Here is a 19161-nt window from a genome sequence, read left to right as displayed (position 1 = left end):
ACGAGTGTCCCTGATCGCTTCTGACCACTTCCGCATCGTTGTCGGCCTCGGCAAGAGCGGCATGTCCCTGGTTCGCTTCCTGGCGAACCGGGGCGTGTCGTTTGCCGTCGCCGATACGCGGGAAAATCCGCCTGAGCTGGCCACGCTGCGCCGTGACTATCCGCAGGTGGACGTGCGTTGTGGCGAGCTGGACGTCGAGTTCCTGTGCCGCGCCGATGAGCTCTACGTGAGCCCCGGCCTGGCCCTGGCGACTCCAGCCCTGCAGGCTGCCGCCGCCCGTGGCGTGAAATTGTCCGGCGACATCGAGCTGTTCGCGCGTAACGCCAAGGCGCCGATCGTTGCCATCAGCGGTTCCAATGCCAAGAGTACCGTCACCACCCTGGTCGGCGAGATGGCCGCGGCGGCCGGCAAGCGCGTCGCCGTGGGCGGCAACCTGGGTACCCCGGCGCTGGACCTGCTCAGCGACGAGGTCGAGCTGTACGTGATGGAGTTGTCGAGCTTCCAGCTCGAGACCACCGACCACCTGGGCGCCGAAGTGGCGACAGTGCTCAACGTCAGCGAAGACCACATGGACCGCTACAGCGGCCTGCCGGCTTATCACCTGGCCAAGCACCGGATCTTCCGTGGTGCCCGGCAAGTGGTGTTCAACCGCCAGGATGCCCTGACCCGTCCGTTGTTGGGCGAGGGCATGCCGTGCTGGTCCTTCGGCCTGGGCGTGCCGGACTTCAAAGGCTTCGGGCTGCGTGAAGAGAATGGCGAGAAATACCTGGCCTTCGAATTCCAGAACCTGATGCCGGTGCGTGAACTGAAGGTTCGTGGCGCCCACAACCAGGCCAATGCCCTGGCCGCGTTGGCCTTGGGGCATGCGGTCGGCCTGCCGTTCGACGCCATGCTCTCGGCCCTGCGCACCTTCGCTGGTCTCGAACACCGCTGCCAGTGGGTGCGCGACCTGGACGGCGTGGCCTGGTACAACGATTCCAAGGCCACCAACGTCGGTGCCGCGCTGGCGGCCATCGAAGGTCTGGGCGCGGACATCGAAGGCAAGCTCGTGCTGATCGCCGGCGGCGACGGCAAGGGCGCCGACTTCAAGGACCTGCGTGACCCGGTGGCGGCCAACTGCCGTGCCGTGGTGCTGATGGGCCGCGACCGTGAATTGATCGCCCAGGCGCTCTGCGATGCCGTGCCGCTGGTTCGGGTTGGTTCGCTGGACGAGGCGGTGCAACAGTGCCGCGCCCTTGCGCAACCAGGCGATGCGGTGCTGCTGTCACCGGCCTGCGCCAGTTTCGACATGTTCAAGAACTACGAAGAGCGCGGGCAGTTGTTCGCCCGGGCCGCGGAGGACTTGGCATGAGCCTGCTGAATATCATCAAGCCGTACCCGTCGCCGTTGATTACCGGGCGTGGCATCGACCTGGATTTCCCGATGCTCGCCGGTTGCCTGGCCTTGCTGGGCCTGGGCCTGGTGATGATCACCTCCGCGTCGTCGGAAGTGGCAGCCGTGCAGTCGGGCAACACCCTTTACCACATGATCCGCCACCTGATTTACCTGCTGATCGGCCTGGGCGCTTGCATCGTCACCATGATGGTGCCGATCGCCACCTGGCAACGCCTCGGCTGGCTGATGCTGCTCGGTGCCTTCGGTCTGTTGGTGATGGTGCTGGTGCCGGGTATTGGCCGCGAGGTCAACGGTTCCATGCGCTGGATCGGCTTCAGCTTCTTCAACGTTCAGCCGTCGGAGATCGCCAAGGTCTTCGTGGTGATCTACCTCGCCGGTTATCTGGTGCGTCGCCAGAAGGAAGTGCGCGAGAGCTGGATGGGTTTCTTCAAGCCGTTCATCGTGTTGCTGCCGATGGCGGGCCTGCTGCTGATGGAGCCGGACTTCGGCGCCACGGTGGTGATGATGGGCGCGGCGGCGGCCATGTTGTTCCTGGGTGGCGTCGGACTGTTCCGTTTTACCCTGATGGTCGCGCTGGCGGTGGGGGCCGTGACGGTGCTGGTACAGGCGCAACCGTATCGGATGGCGCGCCTGATCACCTTTACCGATCCGTGGGCCGACCAGTTCGGTTCCGGCTATCAATTGACCCAGGCACTGATTGCCTTCGGTCGCGGCGAATGGCTGGGCGTGGGCCTGGGCAACAGCGTGCAGAAGCAGTTCTACCTGCCGGAAGCCCACACCGACTTCGTGTTCTCGGTCCTGGCCGAAGAGCTGGGGGTGGTGGGTTCCTTGTGCACCGTTGCCCTGTTCGTGTTCGTCTGCGTGCGCGGCATGTACATCGGCTTGTGGGCCGAGAAGGCCAAGCAGTTTTTTGCCGCCTACGTGGCGTATGGCCTGTCGTTCCTGTGGATCGGCCAGTTCCTGATCAACATCGGCGTGAACGTCGGCCTGTTGCCGACCAAGGGCCTGACGCTGCCGTTCCTCAGTTATGGCGGCAGTTCCCTGGTGATCTGCTGTGCCTGCCTCGGGCTGTTGCTGCGCATCGAATGGGAGAGTCGAACCCACTTGGGCAGCGAAGAGATGGAATTCCAGGAGAGCGACTTCGCCGAGGAGCCGACTCATGGGCGCTAACGTGCTGATCATGGCCGGCGGCACCGGCGGGCATGTCTTCCCGGCGCTGGCCTGTGCCCGCGAGTTCCAGGCGCGCGGCTACACCGTGCACTGGCTGGGCACGCCGCGGGGGATCGAGAACGAACTGGTACCCGGCGCCGGCCTCGAACTGCACCGGATCAACGCCAGCGGCCTGCGGGGCAAGGGTAAGCTGTCGTTGCTCAAGGCGCCGCTGATGCTGCTCAAGTCGATCTGGCAGGCACGGGCGATCATCCGTCGCTTGCGGCCGGTGTGCGTGGTGGGCTTCGGTGGTTATGTGACCGGTCCTGGCGGCGTTGCGGCAAAACTGGCCGGTGTGCCGGTGATCGTCCACGAGCAGAACGCCGTGGCCGGTACCGCCAATCGGTTACTGGTGCCGTTGGCCGCCCGGGTCTGTGAAGCCTTTCCCGACACCTTTACCCTGTCGGGCAGCCGCCGTACCACCGGTAATCCGGTGCGTGCCGAGCTGTTTTTCGATACACCGCGCCCAGCCCTGGCTGGACGCAAGGCGCATTTGCTGGTCCTGGGCGGAAGCCTGGGGGCAGAACCGTTGAACAAATTGCTGCCCGAAGCCCTGTCGCAGGTCGCCCCCGAACTGCGCCCGGAAGTGTTTCACCAGGCCGGCAAACAACACGATGAAGTGACTGCCGAGCGCTACCGCGCCGCCGGCGTCGAGGCGCAAGTGCAGCCCTTCATCAACGACATGGCCCAAGCCTATGGCTGGGCCGACCTGGTGGTCTGCCGCGCAGGCGCGCTGACCATCAGTGAACTGGCTGCCGCCGGTCTGCCCTCGATGCTCGTGCCTTTGCCTCACGCCATTGACGATCACCAGACCCGTAACGCCGATTATTTGGCCCGTGAAGGCGCTGCCTTCCTGATGCCGCAAAGAACGACTGGCGCCGCGGATCTTGCCGCCCGCCTGACAGAGGTTTTGATGCAGCCGCAACGACTTGAAGACATGGCCCGCGCCGCACGTCGCCTGGCCAAACCCGATGCCACGACCCAAGTGGTCGATACCTGCCTGGAGGTGGCCCATGGTTGAGAATCGCAAAGCCATGCCGCAACCGGAAATGCGCCGTATCCGCCGCATCCACTTCGTCGGTATCGGCGGCGTGGGCATGTGCGGGATCGCCGAGGTGCTGCTGAACCTGGGTTACCAGGTCTCGGGTTCCGACCTGAAGGCCTCCCCGGTCACCGAGCGCCTGGAGTCCTTCGGCGCGCAGATCTTTATCGGCCACCGTGCCGAGAACGCCGCCAATGCCGACGTGCTGGTGGTTTCCAGCGCTGTGAACACTTCCAACCCGGAAGTCGCCACTGCCCTGGAGCGCCGTATTCCCGTGGTACCACGGGCCGAGATGCTGGCTGAGCTGATGCGCTATCGCCACGGCATCGCCGTCGCCGGTACCCACGGCAAGACCACCACCACCAGCCTGATCGCCTCGGTGTTCGCGGCCGGTGGCCTGGACCCGACGTTCGTGATCGGTGGCCGTCTGAATGCCGCGGGCACCAATGCCCAGTTGGGCACCAGCCGCTACCTGATCGCCGAAGCCGACGAAAGCGATGCGAGTTTCCTGCACCTGCAACCGCTGGTGGCCGTGGTCACCAACATCGACGCCGACCACATGGCGACCTACGACGGTGACTTCAACAAACTGAAGAAAACCTTCGTCGAGTTCCTGCACAACCTGCCGTTCTACGGTTTGGCGGTGGTGTGCCTGGACGATCCGGTGGTGCGCGAAATCCTGCCACTGATCAAGCGTCCGACCGTGACCTATGGCTTTGGCGAAGACGCCGACGTACGCGCCATCAACGTGCGCCAGCAGGGCATGCAAACGTTCTTCACCGTGTTGCGCCCGGATCACGAACCGTTGGACGTGTCGGTGAACATGCCCGGCAACCACAACGTGCTGAATGCCTTGGCGACCATCTGCATCGCCACCGACGAAGGCGTCAGCGATGAAGCCATCGTCCAGGGCCTGTCCGGCTTCCAGGGTGTGGGCCGACGCTTCCAGGTCTACGGCGAACTGCCGGTGGACGGCGGCAACGTGATGCTGGTGGACGACTACGGCCACCACCCGACTGAAGTCGCCGCGGTGATCAAGGCCGTGCGCGGTGGCTGGCCGGAACGCCGCCTGGTGATGGTCTACCAGCCGCACCGCTACAGCCGCACCCGCGACCTGTATGACGATTTCGTCCAGGTGCTGGCCGACGCCAATGTGCTGCTGTTGATGGAAGTCTATCCGGCCGGTGAAGAGCCGATCCCGGGGGCCGACAGCCGCCAGCTGTGCCACAGCATTCGCCAGCGCGGCCAGTTGGACCCGATCTACATCGAACGCGGCGTGGACCTCGCGCCGCTGGTCAAGCCGCTGCTGCGCGCCGGCGACATCCTGCTGTGCCAGGGTGCCGGTGACATCGGAGGCCTGGCCCCGAAACTGTTGAACAGTCCGTTATTCGCCGGGGCAATCGTGGCCGCCAGCGAGGGGAAACTGAAATGATTGCTGCCTATGCCAACCTGGTCTCGACCCTTGATCCGAAAGCCTTCGGCCGCGTTGCCGTGCTGTTCGGTGGCAAGAGCGCCGAGCGCGAGGTCTCCCTCAAGTCCGGCAACGCCGTGCTGCAAGCCCTGCAAGGCGCCGGTGTCGACGCATTCGGCATCGACGTGGGCGATGATTTCCTGCAGCGCCTGCTGAGCGAAAAGATCGACCGCGCGTTCATCATCCTGCACGGTCGCGGTGGCGAAGACGGCAGCATGCAAGGCCTGCTCGAATGCCTGGGCATTCCCTACACCGGCAGCGGCATCCTGGCCTCCGCCCTGGCGATGGACAAGCTGCGCACCAAGCAGGTCTGGCACAGCCTCGGCATTCCGACGCCACGCCACGCCGTGCTGGCTTCCGAGGCCGATTGTATTTCGGCGGCCACGGAACTGGGCTTCCCTTTGATCGTCAAACCGGCCCATGAAGGTTCAAGTATCGGCATGGCGAAAGTGAATTCGCTGCCTGAGTTGACCGCGGCATGGAAAGACGCCAGTTCCTACGATTCGCAAGTGTTGGTCGAGCAATGGATCTCCGGTCCCGAGTTCACCATCGCCACCCTGCGTGACCAGGTGTTGCCCCCGATTGCGCTGGGCACGCCCCACACGTTCTACGACTACGACGCCAAGTACGTCGCCAACGATACCCAGTACCGCATTCCCTGCGGGCTGGACGCCGCCAAGGAAAAACAACTGATGGACCTCACGGCCAAGGCCTGTGAGGCGCTGGGTATCGCCGGTTGGGGCCGGGCAGACGTGATGCAGGACGCCGATGGGCAGTTCTGGTTCCTGGAAGTCAACACCGCGCCGGGCATGACCGATCACAGCCTGGTGCCGATGGCGGCTCGCGCCGCCGGTCTGGATTTCCAGCAACTGGTGCTGTCGATCCTGGCCGCCAGCGTCGGCCATCAAGAGCCAAGAGGTTAAGCCATGCAAGGCGCATCGCTTCGTCATCAGCCATCCGCACCCGGTCGCAAGCCGGTGCCGCGGGGTGCCAGCCGAATGGTGGCCAAAGAGCCGATGTCGGCGCGCTTGCCGAAAGCCAATTTTGGTTTTCTCAAGAGCTTGTTCTGGCCGGTGCTGCTGGTGGCGCTGGGGTTCGGCACGTATGAAGGTGCGCAACGGTTGCTGCCTTATGCCGACCGGCCGATCGCCCGGATCAACGTCCAGGGTGACCTGAGCTACATCAGCCAGCAGGCGGTGCAGCAGCGGATCGCTCCGTTCGTCGCGTCGAGCTTCTTCACCATCGACCTGGCGGGCATGCGCACGGAGCTGGAACAGATGCCCTGGATCGCCCACGCCGAAGTCCGGCGGGTGTGGCCTGACCAGGTGTCGATCCGCCTGGAAGAACAATTGCCGGTGGCCCGTTGGGGCGACGAGTCGTTGTTGAACAACCAGGGCCAGGCGTTTACGCCGCGGGAACTGGCCAACTATGAACATTTGCCACAACTGTTCGGCCCACAGCGGGCCCAGCAGAAAGTGATGCAGCAGTACCAGGTGTTGAGCCAGATGTTGCGGCCATTGGGCTTCTCCATCGCGCGCCTGGAATTGCGTGAGCGCGGCAGCTGGTTCCTGACCACTGGCGCGGGCAGCTCGGGGCCGGGCATCGAGCTGTTGCTCGGTCGCGGCAACCTGGTGGAAAAGATGCGCCGCTTCATCGCCATCTATGACAAGACGCTCAAAGAACAGATTACGAACATTGCGCGCATCGATCTGCGCTACGCCAACGGCCTGGCTGTTGGCTGGCGGGAACCTGTAGCGCCCACGACGGCCGAACCCGCCGTCGCGAAGAATTAAGAAGAGGCAGGACCCATGGCAAACGTGCAAAGCGGGAAAATGATCGTCGGTCTCGATATCGGCACTTCCAAGGTGGTGGCGCTGGTAGGCGAAGTCGCGGACGACGGCACGCTGGTCATCGTCGGGATCGGTACACACCCGTCCCGCGGCTTGAAAAAAGGCGTGGTGGTGAACATCGAGTCCACCGTGCAATCGATCCAGCGCGCCATCGAAGAGGCGCAACTGATGGCCGGTTGCCGGATCCACTCGGCGTTCGTCGGCGTGGCGGGCAATCACATCCGCAGCCTGAACTCCCACGGCATCGTGGCGATTCGTGATCGTGAAGTCAGCTCCGCTGACCTGGAGCGCGTGCTTGATGCGGCCCAGGCCGTGGCGATCCCGGCCGACCAGCGTGTGCTGCACACCCTGCCGCAGGATTACGTGATCGATAACCAGGAAGGCGTGCGTGAGCCCCTGGGCATGTCCGGCGTGCGCCTGGAAGCCAAGGTCCACGTGGTGACCTGTGCGGTGAACGCGGCGCAGAACATCGAGAAATGCGTGCGCCGCTGCGGCCTGGAAATCGACGACATCATCCTCGAGCAGCTGGCTTCGGCCTACTCGGTGCTGACCGACGACGAGAAAGAGCTGGGCGTGTGCCTGGTGGACATCGGCGGCGGCACTACCGACATCGCGATCTTCACCGAAGGCGCCATTCGCCACACGGCGGTGATCCCGATTGCCGGTGACCAGGTGACCAACGACATCGCCATGGCGTTGCGCACCCCGACCCAGTACGCCGAGGAAATCAAGATCCGTTACGCCTGTGCCCTGGCGAAGCTGGCCGGTGCCGGCGAAACCATCAAGGTGCCAAGCGTCGGCGACCGTCCACCGCGCGAACTGTCGCGCCAGGCCCTGGCCGAAGTGGTCGAGCCGCGTTACGACGAGCTGTTCACGCTGATCCAGGCCGAACTGCGTCGCAGTGGCTACGAAGACCTGATCCCGGCCGGCATCGTGCTGACCGGCGGTACATCGAAGATGGAAGGCGCGGTCGAGCTGGCCGAAGAGATTTTCCACATGCCGGTGCGCCTGGGCGTGCCCCATGGCGTCAAGGGCCTGGATGACGTGGTCCGCAACCCGATCTATTCCACCGGCGTGGGCCTGTTGATGTACGGCCTGCAGAAACAGTCCGACGGGATTTCGTTTTCGGGCATCGGCAGCCGCGACAGCTACAGCAGCGACGAGCCGAAGGCTCCGCTGTTCGAGCGGCTCCAGGCTTGGGTCAAAGGCAACTTTTAAACAGTTTCAAAGCTTCAAGCGACAAGTTTCAGGCTTGGCGCGGGAAGACGCAGCAAACGCAGTAGGCGAAAAAACTAGAGAATGAAAGGAGAGGGAAAATGTTCGAACTCGTAGACAACATCCCCGCTAGCCCGGTTATCAAAGTAATCGGTGTCGGCGGTGGCGGCGGCAACGCTGTCAACCACATGGTCAAGAGCAACATTGAAGGCGTTGAATTCATCTGCGCCAACACTGATGCCCAGGCGCTGAAATCCATCGGCGCGCGGACCATCCTGCAATTGGGCACTGGCGTGACCAAAGGCCTGGGCGCCGGCGCCAACCCGGAAGTCGGTCGTCAGGCCGCTCTCGAAGACCGTGAGCGCATCGCAGAAGTCCTGCAAGGCACCAACATGGTGTTCATCACCACGGGCATGGGCGGCGGCACCGGTACCGGTGCGGCGCCAATCATCGCCGAAGTGGCCAAGGAAATGGGGATCCTCACCGTTGCGGTGGTGACTCGTCCGTTCCCTTTCGAAGGCCGCAAGCGTATGCAGATCGCCGACGAAGGTATCCGTCTGCTGTCTGAAAGCGTCGACTCGTTGATCACCATTCCCAACGAGAAGCTGCTGACCATCCTCGGTAAAGACGCAAGCCTGCTGTCGGCTTTCGCCAAGGCTGACGATGTACTGGCCGGTGCCGTTCGCGGTATCTCCGACATCATCAAGCGTCCGGGCATGATCAACGTCGACTTTGCCGACGTACGGACTGTCATGAGCGAAATGGGCATGGCAATGATGGGCACTGGCTGCGCCAGCGGTCCGAACCGTGCACGCGAGGCCACCGAAGCGGCCATCCGCAACCCGTTGCTCGAAGACGTGAACCTGCAAGGTGCACGCGGCATCCTGGTGAACATCACCGCCGGTCCTGACCTGTCCCTGGGTGAGTACTCCGACGTGGGTAGCATCATCGAAGCCTTCGCTTCCGAGCACGCGATGGTCAAGGTCGGTACCGTTATCGATCCGGACATGCGCGACGAGTTGCACGTTACCGTGGTTGCCACGGGTCTGGGCGCGAAAATCGAGAAGCCTGTGAAGGTCATCGACAACACCGTTCACACTTCCATGGCTTCGCAACCGCAGCAACAAGTGGCTTCGCGTCAGGAAGCGCCTGCGGTGAACTACCGTGACCTGGACCGTCCGACCGTCATGCGCAACCAGGCCCAGGCCGGTGCTGCGACTGCCGCGAAGATGAATCCGCAAGACGATCTGGATTACCTGGACATCCCGGCTTTCCTGCGTCGTCAGGCCGATTGATGAAATGTATCAGGGGGATACGGGTGATTGGTGTTCAGCAAAGGTCTGGTCTGCTATCATCGCCAGCCTTTGTTGATACCAGTTCGCAATTTGCGCTGAAGCGGCCCATGCCATGATTAAACAACGCACCCTGAAAAATATTATCCGTGCCACAGGTGTCGGCTTGCACTCCGGCGAGAAGGTCTACCTGACCCTCAAGCCCGCGCCTATCGATACCGGCATTGTGTTTTGTCGTGCCGACCTCGACCCTGTGGTGCAGATTCCTGCTCGCGCGGAAAACGTTGGTGAAACCACTATGTCGACCACATTGGTCAACGGTGACACCAAAGTGGATACGGTGGAGCATTTGCTCTCGGCCATGGCTGGCCTGGGCATCGATAACGCCTACGTCGAGCTCTCCGCGTCCGAAGTCCCGATCATGGATGGTAGTGCCGGACCCTTCGTATTCCTGATTCAATCGGCTGGCCTGGAAGAACAGGACGCGGCCAAGAAGTTCATCCGCATCCTGCGGGAAGTGACAGTGGAAGATGGCGACAAGCGCGCCACTTTCGTCCCTTTCGAAGGTTTCAAGGTGAGCTTCGAGATCGATTTCGATCACCCGGTTTTCCGTGACCGCACCCAGAGTGCAAGCGTGGATTTTTCCAGCACTTCGTTCGTAAAAGAAGTCAGCCGCGCCCGTACCTTTGGTTTCATGAGTGACATCGAGTACCTGCGCAAGCACAACCTCGCACTCGGCGGCAGTGTTGAAAACGCGATCGTGGTCGATTCCGATGGTGTCTTGAACGAAGACGGCCTTCGCTATGAAGACGAATTCGTCAAACACAAGATCCTCGATGCAATCGGCGACCTCTACCTGCTGGGCAATAGCCTGATTGGTGAGTTCAAGGGCTTCAAGTCCGGCCATGCACTGAACAACCAGCTGCTGCGCAAGTTGATTGAGCAGAAAGATGCTTGGGAAGTCGTGACGTTCGAAGACGCCAGCACCGCGCCAATCTCTTACATGCGCCCTGTAGCGGCCGTGTAAGCAAAAAAACCTCTCTAGTTTTTGAAGGCTGCCTTTGGGTGGCCTTTTTTTATGGGCGCTTTTTTGGTGTGTATATCCGTTATTTTGGTAATGGCGGCTTATGGTTCCGCCCTTACGGCGGGTCACTTTCGAAAAGCCCGGAAGCCGGCCCAGTCGAAAGTAACCAAAGCGCTTTTGCCCCACCACTCGGCACCTCGCTAAGGCTCGGTGTGCCCTCACTCCGGCATGGATGCCGGGTTAGCCGCGCTGGGCCATGGATGGCCCTTCGCGGCGGCCCACGGAGCAATGCCTTCGTTCAGGCATGCCGAGCCTAGGCGAGGCACCGAGTGGTGGGGCAAGAGCGTTTTGGTTACTTTTGCGCTTCTCAAAAGTGACCCGCCGTCAGGGCGGAACCCTAAGCCGCCGTTACCGAAGAAACGGATATACACCCACATTAAGCGCCCTACAGCCACAGGGAAAGCGTCACATCGCGCAAACCACACGATTACGCCCACTGGCCTTAGCCTGGTACAGCGCCTTGTCCGCGGCGAACAAAAGTTGCTGGAGCTCGCCATACGGCCCGTTTACCCAAGTGGCGATGCCAATACTCACCGTCATCGGCGCTCCCCCCTCGATCACAGGTGGCAACTGTTCAACCGCGTCGCGAATGTTTTGGGCCATGGTGAACGCACCGGCGGTGCTGGTTTCCGGCAGCACCACCGAGAATTCTTCACCACCGTAGCGCGCTGCCAGGTCGGCGGGGCGACGAACATGCTTGCCGATCAATTGCGCCAAAGCTCGCAAGGCCTCATCACCCCGTTGATGGCCATGGCGATCATTGAATGCCTTGAAGTGATCCGCATCGATCATCAAGACAGACAACGGTTGCCCCGAACGTTGGGCGCGCAGCCATTCCTGTTGCAACGTCTCGTCCAGTGTTCGTCGGTTGGCCAGTCCTGTAAGGGAGTCGACGGATGCCAGTTGAGCCAATTCCTGTTCAGCTCTGTAGCGGCGTCGCAATTCGCGGCGCAGCAGCCAGGTGAGCCAGAGCAAACCGATGCACAGCGCGCCGGTAGCGCCACTGACCAACAATGCCGTGCGTTGCCATGATGCGAACACCTCTTGAGAGGAGAGCGCCACCACGACGATCAAGGGCAAGTTGCCCACCTGGGAAAAGGTGTACAGGCGCTGGGTCTGGTCGACACTGGATATGCCGGTAAAGCTGCCATTGCCTTCGCGCAGGATGCGTACGAAGTTCGGTCGGTTGCTGAAATCCTTGCCAATCATGTCGTCGGCCAGAGGCGGTTCCTGGGCCAACACAATCCCGTCGCGGCTGACCAGGTTGACCGTACCGCCATGACCGATGTTCAGACTCTTGAACAATTGGTTGAAGTAGTTGAGGCGCATCGCGGCCTCGGCCACGCCCATGAACTCGCCTCGTTCGTCGCTCAGTCGATAGCTGAAACTGATGCGCCAGTCCTGCGCATGGCTTCTGGAGCGGAACGGGCGGCTGATCATCATGCCCGGGCTTGGATCCTGGACATGGGACTGGAAATACTCCCGATCGGCATAGTTGCCTTTGCGCGGTGTGATCGAGGCGGAGTCAGCGATCACATCGCCGCGTTTGTCCAGCAGCAGGATGTCGCCTTTGTAGGGGGCGGCGGTGGCGCGGTCGAACAGTGCCAGATGGCGAATCGCTGGCGAAACGTCTCCCAGGTCGTCGCGTTTGGCAGCAGCGACCAGACCTTGCAACGACAGGTCGTAGAGCTCCACGTTACGCAACACATCGGCGTCAATCAGTTGCACGATATTGGTCGCCGCACGTGTCGCTGCCTGTTGTGCGGCGGCATGTTCGCGAATCAGCAGGAAAGTCACGATGCTCAGGATGGCAATGACAACCAGCGAACTGGCCAGTACGAGTACCCGTTCGGAACGTATCGAAGACGGGGTGTTGCCGGGTGTCGCACTGCGCGCGCTCATGGGTCCGATGTCTGCATTGTGATGTGGCTGGGATCCGTCCCAAAGGATTGCAAACCGGCAATGAACCAGATGCTGGCCTTTTGCTGATTGTGCTTGGATCGGTGAAGGCGGGCAATCAGTGTTTGCGCAATAACCGGGTAGGAGGTGCCGAAGGCTGCGATCTGTCGATTTTGATCGAGTTGGCTTTCACCCAGCATTCAATGCTGGAAAAGATCGAACCTTGTGGAGGCCTCAGGCGGGTAAGCGGATCCCGAACGTGTTGGCGCCCTGGTCACTGCGCACGAATACGTCCCCGCCATGCATCAGCGCGATTGCCTTGACGATGGCCAGCCCCAGTCCATGGTTGGCGCCACTGTTGCTGCGCGAGGCATCGACGCGATAGAAGCGTTCAAACAGGCGCGGCAGGTGCTCGCCGGCAATTGGTTCGCCGGGGTTGGTGACCGCGAGGCTGATCTGGTCGCCAAGGGCTTCGATGTGCACGTCGATCACTTGCCCGGGCGCGGTGTGCTGTACGGCGTTGCTCAGCAGGTTGATCAGCGCCCGCCGCAGGTGGGCGATCTCGATGTTGGCCTGGGCATCGCCGCTGACGCGGACCTGGACCTGGGCGTCTTCGAGAATGAAGTCCAGGTAGTCGAGGGTGGTTGCCACTTCGCCGGCCAGGGAGGTGCTGGTCAGCTTGGTGGCCTTGCTGCCCTGGTCGGCGCTGGCCAGGAACAGCATGTCGTTGATGATCGAACGCAGCCGCTCCAACTCCTCGAGATTCGATTGCAGCACTTCGAAGTAGTGTTCGGCCGAGCGCCCACGGGTCAGCGCAACCTGGGTCTGGCCGATCAGGTTGGTCAGGGGCGAGCGCAATTCATGGGCGACGTCGGCGTTGAACGATTCCAGCCGCGAGTAAGCCTGTTCGACCCGGTCGAGGGTGGCGTTGAAGGAACTGACAAACTGGCTCAGCTCCGGCGGCAGGGGCGACAGCTGCAAGCGCCCGGACAGGCGGGGCGGGGCCAGGCGTCGGGCTTCATCGGACAGCTTGATCAGCGGCTTGAGGCCGATGCGCGCGACCCAGTAGCCCAGCAACGAAGCCAGGAGCACACCGACAATCGCCAGGCTCACCAGCGCCACCAGCAGGCGATGCTGGGTCTGGTAGAAGGTCTGGGTGTCGATGCCGATCATGAAGCGCAGCGGCGGACGCTGGTCCTTGGCCGGGAACTGGCTCACCAGTACTTTCACCGGGTAGTGCCGATGGGGCAAGGTCAGGTCGCGCTTACCCAGGGGGCCTTGGGCAAAGGTGCGGATCTGCGCATCGGGATCGCCGTATTCAAAGCGTGGATCGTCGCTGACGATCCAGAAATGGATGCGTTTGTCTTCTTCACCGAGCAACCGCAGCTTGTTGTTGATCTTCACCCAGTGTTCAGGCGTGCCGTAGCGGCCAACGGTGGACTCCAGGACACTGTAGCGGGCATCGAGCTCGGCTTCGGGCAACAGGCCCAGGCCCTTGGCGACCTGTTGGTATAAAGCGCCCCCGATCAACAGGAACACCAACGCCGCTACCAGCGTAAACAGGCCGCTCAGGCGCAGGGCGATGCTGTTAGGGAGCGTCATCACTGCGACTCTCCAGCACATAACCCATGCCGCGAATGGTGTGCAGCAACTTCTGTTCGAACGGCCCGTCGAGCTTGGCTCGCAAGCGTTTGATTGCCACTTCCACCACGTTGGCGTCACTGTCGAAGTTGATGTCCCAGACCATTTCGGCAATGGCGGTTTTCGAGAGGATTTCACCCTGGCGGCGGGCCAGGACGCTGAGCAGGGAGAACTCCTTGGCCGTCAGGTCCAGGCGCTGGCCGGCCCGTGTGGCCTTGCGACTGATCAGGTCGATCCACAGGTCGGCGATGCTCACCTGCACCGGTTCATGGCCGCCGCTACGACGGGTCAGGGCTTGCAGGCGGGCCACCAGTTCGAGGAAGGAGAAGGGCTTGCCCAGGTAGTCATCGGCGCCGTCGCGCAAGCCCTTGATGCGGTCCTCGACCCGTTCCCGGGCGGTGAGCATGATCACCGGGGTCTGCTTGCGGGCGCGCAGGGCCCGCAGTACGCCGAAGCCGTCCAGGCCCGGCAGCATCACGTCGAGCACGATCACCGCATAGTCGGTTTCCAGGGCCAGGTGCAGCCCCTCGATGCCGTCCGGCGCCACGTCCACGGTGTAGCCCTGTTCGGTCAGGCCGCGGTGCAGGTAGTCCGCGGTTTTTTCTTCGTCTTCGATAATCAGAACGCGCATGGCCCTGCCTCAGTGGTCTGTGCTCGCCAGCGCCGCCGTCGGCGCCGACCCTGGCTGGTGGGCGGGCCGATGGAACAGTCGCTCCAGCCACAAGTATATGACCGGTGTGGTGAACAGCGTCAGCGCCTGGCTCACCAGCAGGCCGCCCACCACCGCGATGCCCAGGGGCTGGCGCAGCTCCGAGCCGGGGCCATAGCCGAGCATCAGCGGCAAGGCGCCGAGCAGGGCGGCCAGGGTGGTCATCATGATCGGCCGGAAACGTGTCAGGCACGCCTGGAAAATCGCCTCCTGGGGCGCCAGGCCTTTGTTGCGCTGGGCGTCGAGGGCGAAGTCGATCATCAGAATGCCGTTCTTCTTGACGATCCCGATCAGCAGCACCAGGCCGATCAGCGCCATGATCGAAAAGTCCTGGCCCAGCAGCCAGAGCATGATCAGCGCGCCGAGGCCGGCCGAGGGCAGGGTGGAGATGATCGTCAACGGGTGCACGAAACTCTCGTAGAGCACGCCGAGGATGATGTACACGGCCACCAGTGCGGCGAGGATCAGCCATGGCTGGCTGGCCAGGGAACTCTGGAAGGCCTGGGCCGCGCCCTGGAAGCTGCCGGTAATGGCGGCGGGCATGCCGATTTCGTTCTTCGCCTGGTCGAGCAGGCGCACCGCGTCCCCCAGGGCCACGCCGGGCGCCAGGTTGAATGACAGGTTGGCGGCCGGGAACATGCCGTCGTGGGCAATCGACAGCGGGCCGTTGCTCGGCGCATCGAAGCGGGCCAGGGCCGAGAGCGGCACCATTTCCCCACTCAGGGGTGAGCGCAGGTAGAAATACGCCAGGCTTTCGGCCTTGCCTCGTTGCGCGGTGTCGAGCTCCAGGATCACGTTGTACTGGTTGGTCTCGGTCTGGAATTCATTGATCTGCCGTTGGCCGAAGGCGTCGTACAGGGCCTGGTCGACATCGGTGGCAGTGAGGCCGAAACGCGCCGCCGCGCTGCGGTCGATGTTGATGTGGGTGATGCTGCCGCCCAGTTGCAGGTCGTTGGAGATGTCACGGAACGCCGGGTTGCCACGCAGCTTGTCGGTGAGTTTTTGCGTCCAGGCGTTGAGGCTCGGCCCGTCGTTGCTCTTGAGCACGTATTGATATTGGGCGCGACTGGGGCCAGAACTGAGGTTGATGTCTTGCCCGGCCCTGAGGTACAGCACCACGCCGGGGATTTTCAGCAATTGCGGGCGGATCCGGTCGATGAAGCCGCTGGCCGACACGTCACGCTCGCCACGAGGCTTGAGGGCGATCCAGAAGCGGCCGTTGGCGATGGTCTGGTTGTTGCCCGAGACACCGACGGAGTGGGAGAAAGTCTGCACCGCCGGGTCGGCGGCGACGATGTCGGCCAGGGCCTTGTGCTTGGCGACCATGTCCGGGAACGACACATCGGCGGCGGCTTCGCTGGTGCCCAGCACCAGGCCGGTGTCCTGTACCGGGAAGAACCCCTTGGGAATGAACACGTAGCCCACCACCGCCAGTGCCAGGGTCAGGCCGAACACGCCGATCATCATTTTTTGATGGGCCAGGGCCCGACGCAGGCCGTGTTCGTACCCGCCCAGCAGACGCTCGCCGAACCCCATCTTGCTGTGGGCATGATGCACCGGGGCGCGCATGAACAGCGCGGCCAGGGTCGGCGCCAGCGTGAGCGACACCACCACCGAAATCAGGATGGTCGAGGTGGCGGTCAGGGCAAATTCCTTGAACAGGCGCCCGACCACGCCGCCCATGAACAGCAGCGGAATGAACGCCGCCACCAGCGAGAGGCTGATGGAGACCACGGTAAAGCCGATTTCGCCAGCGCCCTTGATCGCCGCCTCGCGCATGCTTTCGCCGGCCTCCAGGTGGCGGTGGATGTTCTCCACCACCACAATCGCATCGTCCACCACGAACCCCACCGAGATGACGATCGCCACCAGGGTCAGGTTGTTCAGGCTGAAGCCCATCACGTACATCAGCGCGAAACTGGCGGTCAGCGACACCCCCAGCACCGCCGAGACAATCAGGGTCGCCGAGAGCTGGCGCAGGAACAGCGCCATCACCGCGACCACCAGCAGCACCGCGATCAGGAGGGTAATTTCCACTTCATGCAACGAGGCGCGGATGGTCTGGGTGCGGTCGATCAGGACCTTGACCTGAACGGCGGCGGGCAACATGGCTTGCAGGGTGGGCAGGGCCGCCTGGATGCGGTCGACGGTCTCGACGATGTTTGCCCCCGGTTGCCGGAAGATCACCAGGTTGACCCCCGGCTCGTTGTCGGACCAGGCCTGGACGTAGGCGTTTTCCGAGCCGTTGACGACCTTGGCGATGTCCTTGAGCTGTACCGGTGCCCCGTCCCGGTAGGACACGATCAGCTCACCGTACTCCGCAGGCTGGAACAACTGGTCGTTGGTGGACAGGGTGGAAATGCTCGAAGCGCCGTACAGGGCGCCCTTGGCCAGGTTGAGGCTGGCCTGCTGGAGCGCCAGGCGGATGTCCGCCAGGGTCAGACCGATGGCGGCGAGCCGGTCAGCCGAGGCCTGGACCCGGATCGCCGGACGTTGTTGGCCGGTGATGTAGATTTGTCCTACGCCATCGATCTGGCTGATCTGACGCGAGAGCAGGGTTTCGACGTAGTCGCTCAGCTCGGTGCCAGGCATCAGGGAGGAACTGACGCTGAGGATCAGCACCGGGCTGTCGGCGGGGTTGACCTTGCGCCAGGTCGGCAGGTTCGGCATGTCGTTGGGCAGTTTGCCGGCGGCAGTGTTGATCGCCGCCTGCACTTCCTGGGCGGCGGTGTCGATGCTTTTATCGAGGCTGAATTGCAGGATCAGGTTGGTCGAGCCCAAGGCACTGCTGGAGGTCATCTGGGTGATGCCGGGAATGGCACTGAATTGCACTTCCAGTGGCGTTGCCACTGACGAGGCCATGGTTTCGGGACTGGCCCCAGGCAACTGCGCGTTAACCTGGATGGTCGGGAATTCGGCCTCCGGCAACGGCGCGACGGGCAGGCGAGGAAACGCGATCACGCCCAGCAGTACCAGGGCAAACGTCAGCAGCACCGTGGCGATGGGGTGGTCGATGCACCACGCTGAAACCGAGCCGCGGCCTTTCACGGTTGCGGCTCCGCGGTCTTGACCAGGGCGGGCGGATCACTGAGCACCTGGATGTGGCTGCCTGGCTTGAGCCGTGACTGACCATCGCTCACCAGTTGATCGCCAGCGTTCACCCCTTTGATGATGTGCAGGTCGCTGTCCTGGTAAACCATGACCACCGGCACGCTCTCGACCTTGTCGCCCTTGATCCGGTACACGAAGTGTTGCTCCAGCCCGCGCTGGACCACGGTGGGAGGTACCACCAGGGCGTCCTTGTCGAGGGCGGTCTGGATCTTCAGCGTCACCAGTTGCCCGGGCCACAGTCGTTGCGCGGCGTTGTTGAATTCAGCCTTGGCCCGCAGGGTCCCGGTGTTGGCGTTGATCTGGTTGTCGATGAGGCTCAGGCGCCCCTCGCCGAGCAGTTCTCCGGCAGCGCCATCGGCACCGATATAGGCCTTGACCAAGGCTTGCTCGGGTGCCGCGATCAACCGTTGCAAGGTGGGCAGCATTTGCTGGGGCAGGGAGAACTCCACGGCGATCGGGTCGATCTGGGTCACGGTGAACAGGCCATCGGTGTCGCTGGTGCGCAGGAAATTGCCTTCATCCACATTGCGAATGCCGACGCGACCGCTCACCGGGGAGCGGATCTGGGTGTAGGACAGTTGCACCTGCGCCGAGTCGATGGCCGCCTGGTTGCCCTGGGTGGTGGCCTTGAGCTGGTTGACCAGCGCCTGTTGCTGGTCATAGGTCTGCTTCGATACGCCGTCATCGACGCTCAGCAATTTGTAGCGCTTGAGATTGACCTGGGCCACCGCCAACTGTGCCTGGCTCTCGCCGAGCTGGGCCCGGGCCTGGTCGAGGCTGGCGCGGATCGAACGATCGTCGATGGTCGCCAACAGGTCACCCTTCTTGACCCGTTGCCCTTCCTTGACCAGCAACCGGGTGAGGATGCCGTCGATCTGCGGCCGGATGACCACGCTGTGCAGCGACAGGACCGTGCCGATGCCGCTGGCGAAGCGCGGTACATCCTTTTGCACCACGCTGATGGTCCGTACCGGAACGGCAGTCGGAGCGCTGGGCTTGGCGGTCACGGGCTTGAGCACAAACCAGAGGACGAGGGCCGCCAGGGCGACCAACAGCACGACGAGCAGGACGGTTTTCTTCTGGGTGTGCATGGATATGAAGGGCCGGTTCGGGACACAGGAGTTTGAGCTTTCTTATATAGCGTTACGAGCCGGTCAGGAAGGTGACGGCTAACTGACAGGCTTGTCAGTTTTGTCCCGGCTTGCTGTCAGATGAATGGTTGCATCGGATGAAACTGCCCAGC

At 62.7% G+C, this 19161-nt stretch carries 14 protein-coding genes; 9 read left to right on the top strand and 5 right to left on the bottom strand.

The window, feature by feature from the left end; all coding sequences use genetic code 11:
• The first annotated feature begins 4 nt into the window (after window positions 1-4).
• The 9 genes from murD to lpxC all read left to right on the top strand — a co-directional run bounded on the left by murD (window position 5) and on the right by lpxC (window position 10501).
• The gene (murD, locus tag AD662_RS23315; protein ID WP_053189815.1) at window positions 5-1351 is read left to right on the top strand and encodes a UDP-N-acetylmuramoyl-L-alanine--D-glutamate ligase; all 1347 of its coding nucleotides are present in this window, start codon (window positions 5-7) and stop codon (window positions 1349-1351) included.
• Window positions 1348-2565: a putative lipid II flippase FtsW gene (ftsW, locus tag AD662_RS23310; RefSeq protein ID WP_018606088.1), complete on the top strand. Its 1218-nt coding sequence runs from the start codon at window positions 1348-1350 to the stop codon at window positions 2563-2565. Before murD ends, ftsW begins: the two co-directional genes overlap by 4 nt.
• The gene (murG, locus tag AD662_RS23305) at window positions 2555-3625 is read left to right on the top strand and encodes an undecaprenyldiphospho-muramoylpentapeptide beta-N-acetylglucosaminyltransferase (protein ID WP_053189814.1); all 1071 of its coding nucleotides are present in this window, start codon (window positions 2555-2557) and stop codon (window positions 3623-3625) included. The genes ftsW and murG overlap by 11 nt, the downstream gene beginning before the upstream one ends.
• Window positions 3618-5078, top strand: a complete 1461-nt coding sequence (gene murC, locus AD662_RS23300) for a UDP-N-acetylmuramate--L-alanine ligase (protein ID WP_018606092.1) — start codon at window positions 3618-3620, stop codon at window positions 5076-5078. The genes murG and murC overlap by 8 nt, the downstream gene beginning before the upstream one ends.
• A complete protein-coding gene (locus tag AD662_RS23295; RefSeq protein WP_053189813.1) occupies window positions 5075-6040 on the top strand; it encodes a D-alanine--D-alanine ligase in 966 nt (321 codons plus the stop codon). Before murC ends, AD662_RS23295 begins: the two co-directional genes overlap by 4 nt.
• A gap of 3 nt (window positions 6041-6043) precedes the next feature.
• On the top strand, window positions 6044-6910 hold the full coding sequence (locus tag AD662_RS23290) for a cell division protein FtsQ/DivIB (protein ID WP_018606096.1): 867 nt from the start codon (window positions 6044-6046) through the stop codon (window positions 6908-6910).
• Window positions 6911-6925: 15 nt separating this feature from the next.
• Window positions 6926-8185, top strand: a complete 1260-nt coding sequence (gene ftsA, locus AD662_RS23285; protein ID WP_003205342.1) for a cell division protein FtsA — start codon at window positions 6926-6928, stop codon at window positions 8183-8185.
• A gap of 98 nt (window positions 8186-8283) precedes the next feature.
• Entirely contained in the window at window positions 8284-9477 is a 1194-nt protein-coding gene (gene ftsZ, locus AD662_RS23280; protein WP_014340060.1) for a cell division protein FtsZ, read from the top strand.
• Window positions 9478-9589: 112 nt separating this feature from the next.
• A complete protein-coding gene (lpxC, locus tag AD662_RS23275; RefSeq protein ID WP_003178240.1) occupies window positions 9590-10501 on the top strand; it encodes a UDP-3-O-acyl-N-acetylglucosamine deacetylase in 912 nt (303 codons plus the stop codon).
• Between the two features lie 462 nt (window positions 10502-10963).
• Here lpxC and AD662_RS23270 read toward each other — a convergent pair whose 3' ends face one another.
• The 5 genes from AD662_RS23270 to AD662_RS23245 form a co-directional block, all read right to left on the bottom strand.
• Window positions 10964-12460 (bottom strand): sensor domain-containing diguanylate cyclase, encoded by a 1497-nt coding sequence (locus AD662_RS23270; protein ID WP_018606106.1) that lies wholly within the window; start codon window positions 12458-12460, stop codon window positions 10964-10966.
• 231 nt (window positions 12461-12691) lie between these two features.
• The gene (locus AD662_RS23260; protein ID WP_053189812.1) at window positions 12692-14059 is read right to left on the bottom strand and encodes a heavy metal sensor histidine kinase; all 1368 of its coding nucleotides are present in this window, start codon (window positions 14057-14059) and stop codon (window positions 12692-12694) included.
• A complete protein-coding gene (locus tag AD662_RS23255; protein ID WP_018606111.1) occupies window positions 14046-14729 on the bottom strand; it encodes a heavy metal response regulator transcription factor in 684 nt (227 codons plus the stop codon). Before AD662_RS23255 ends, AD662_RS23260 begins: the two co-directional genes overlap by 14 nt.
• 9 nt (window positions 14730-14738) lie before the next feature.
• A complete protein-coding gene (locus AD662_RS23250) occupies window positions 14739-17855 on the bottom strand; it encodes a multidrug efflux RND transporter permease subunit (RefSeq protein WP_018606113.1) in 3117 nt (1038 codons plus the stop codon).
• Window positions 17852-19009 (bottom strand): efflux RND transporter periplasmic adaptor subunit, encoded by a 1158-nt coding sequence (locus AD662_RS23245; RefSeq protein WP_053189811.1) that lies wholly within the window; start codon window positions 19007-19009, stop codon window positions 17852-17854. The genes AD662_RS23250 and AD662_RS23245 overlap by 4 nt, the downstream gene beginning before the upstream one ends.
• Window positions 19010-19161: the final 152 nt, after the last annotated feature.

This window comes from Pseudomonas kilonensis (assembly GCF_001269885.1).
GTDB classification, from domain to species: domain Bacteria; phylum Pseudomonadota; class Gammaproteobacteria; order Pseudomonadales; family Pseudomonadaceae; genus Aquipseudomonas; species Aquipseudomonas kilonensis.
This window is presented reverse-complemented; position numbering and strand designations above follow the sequence as displayed.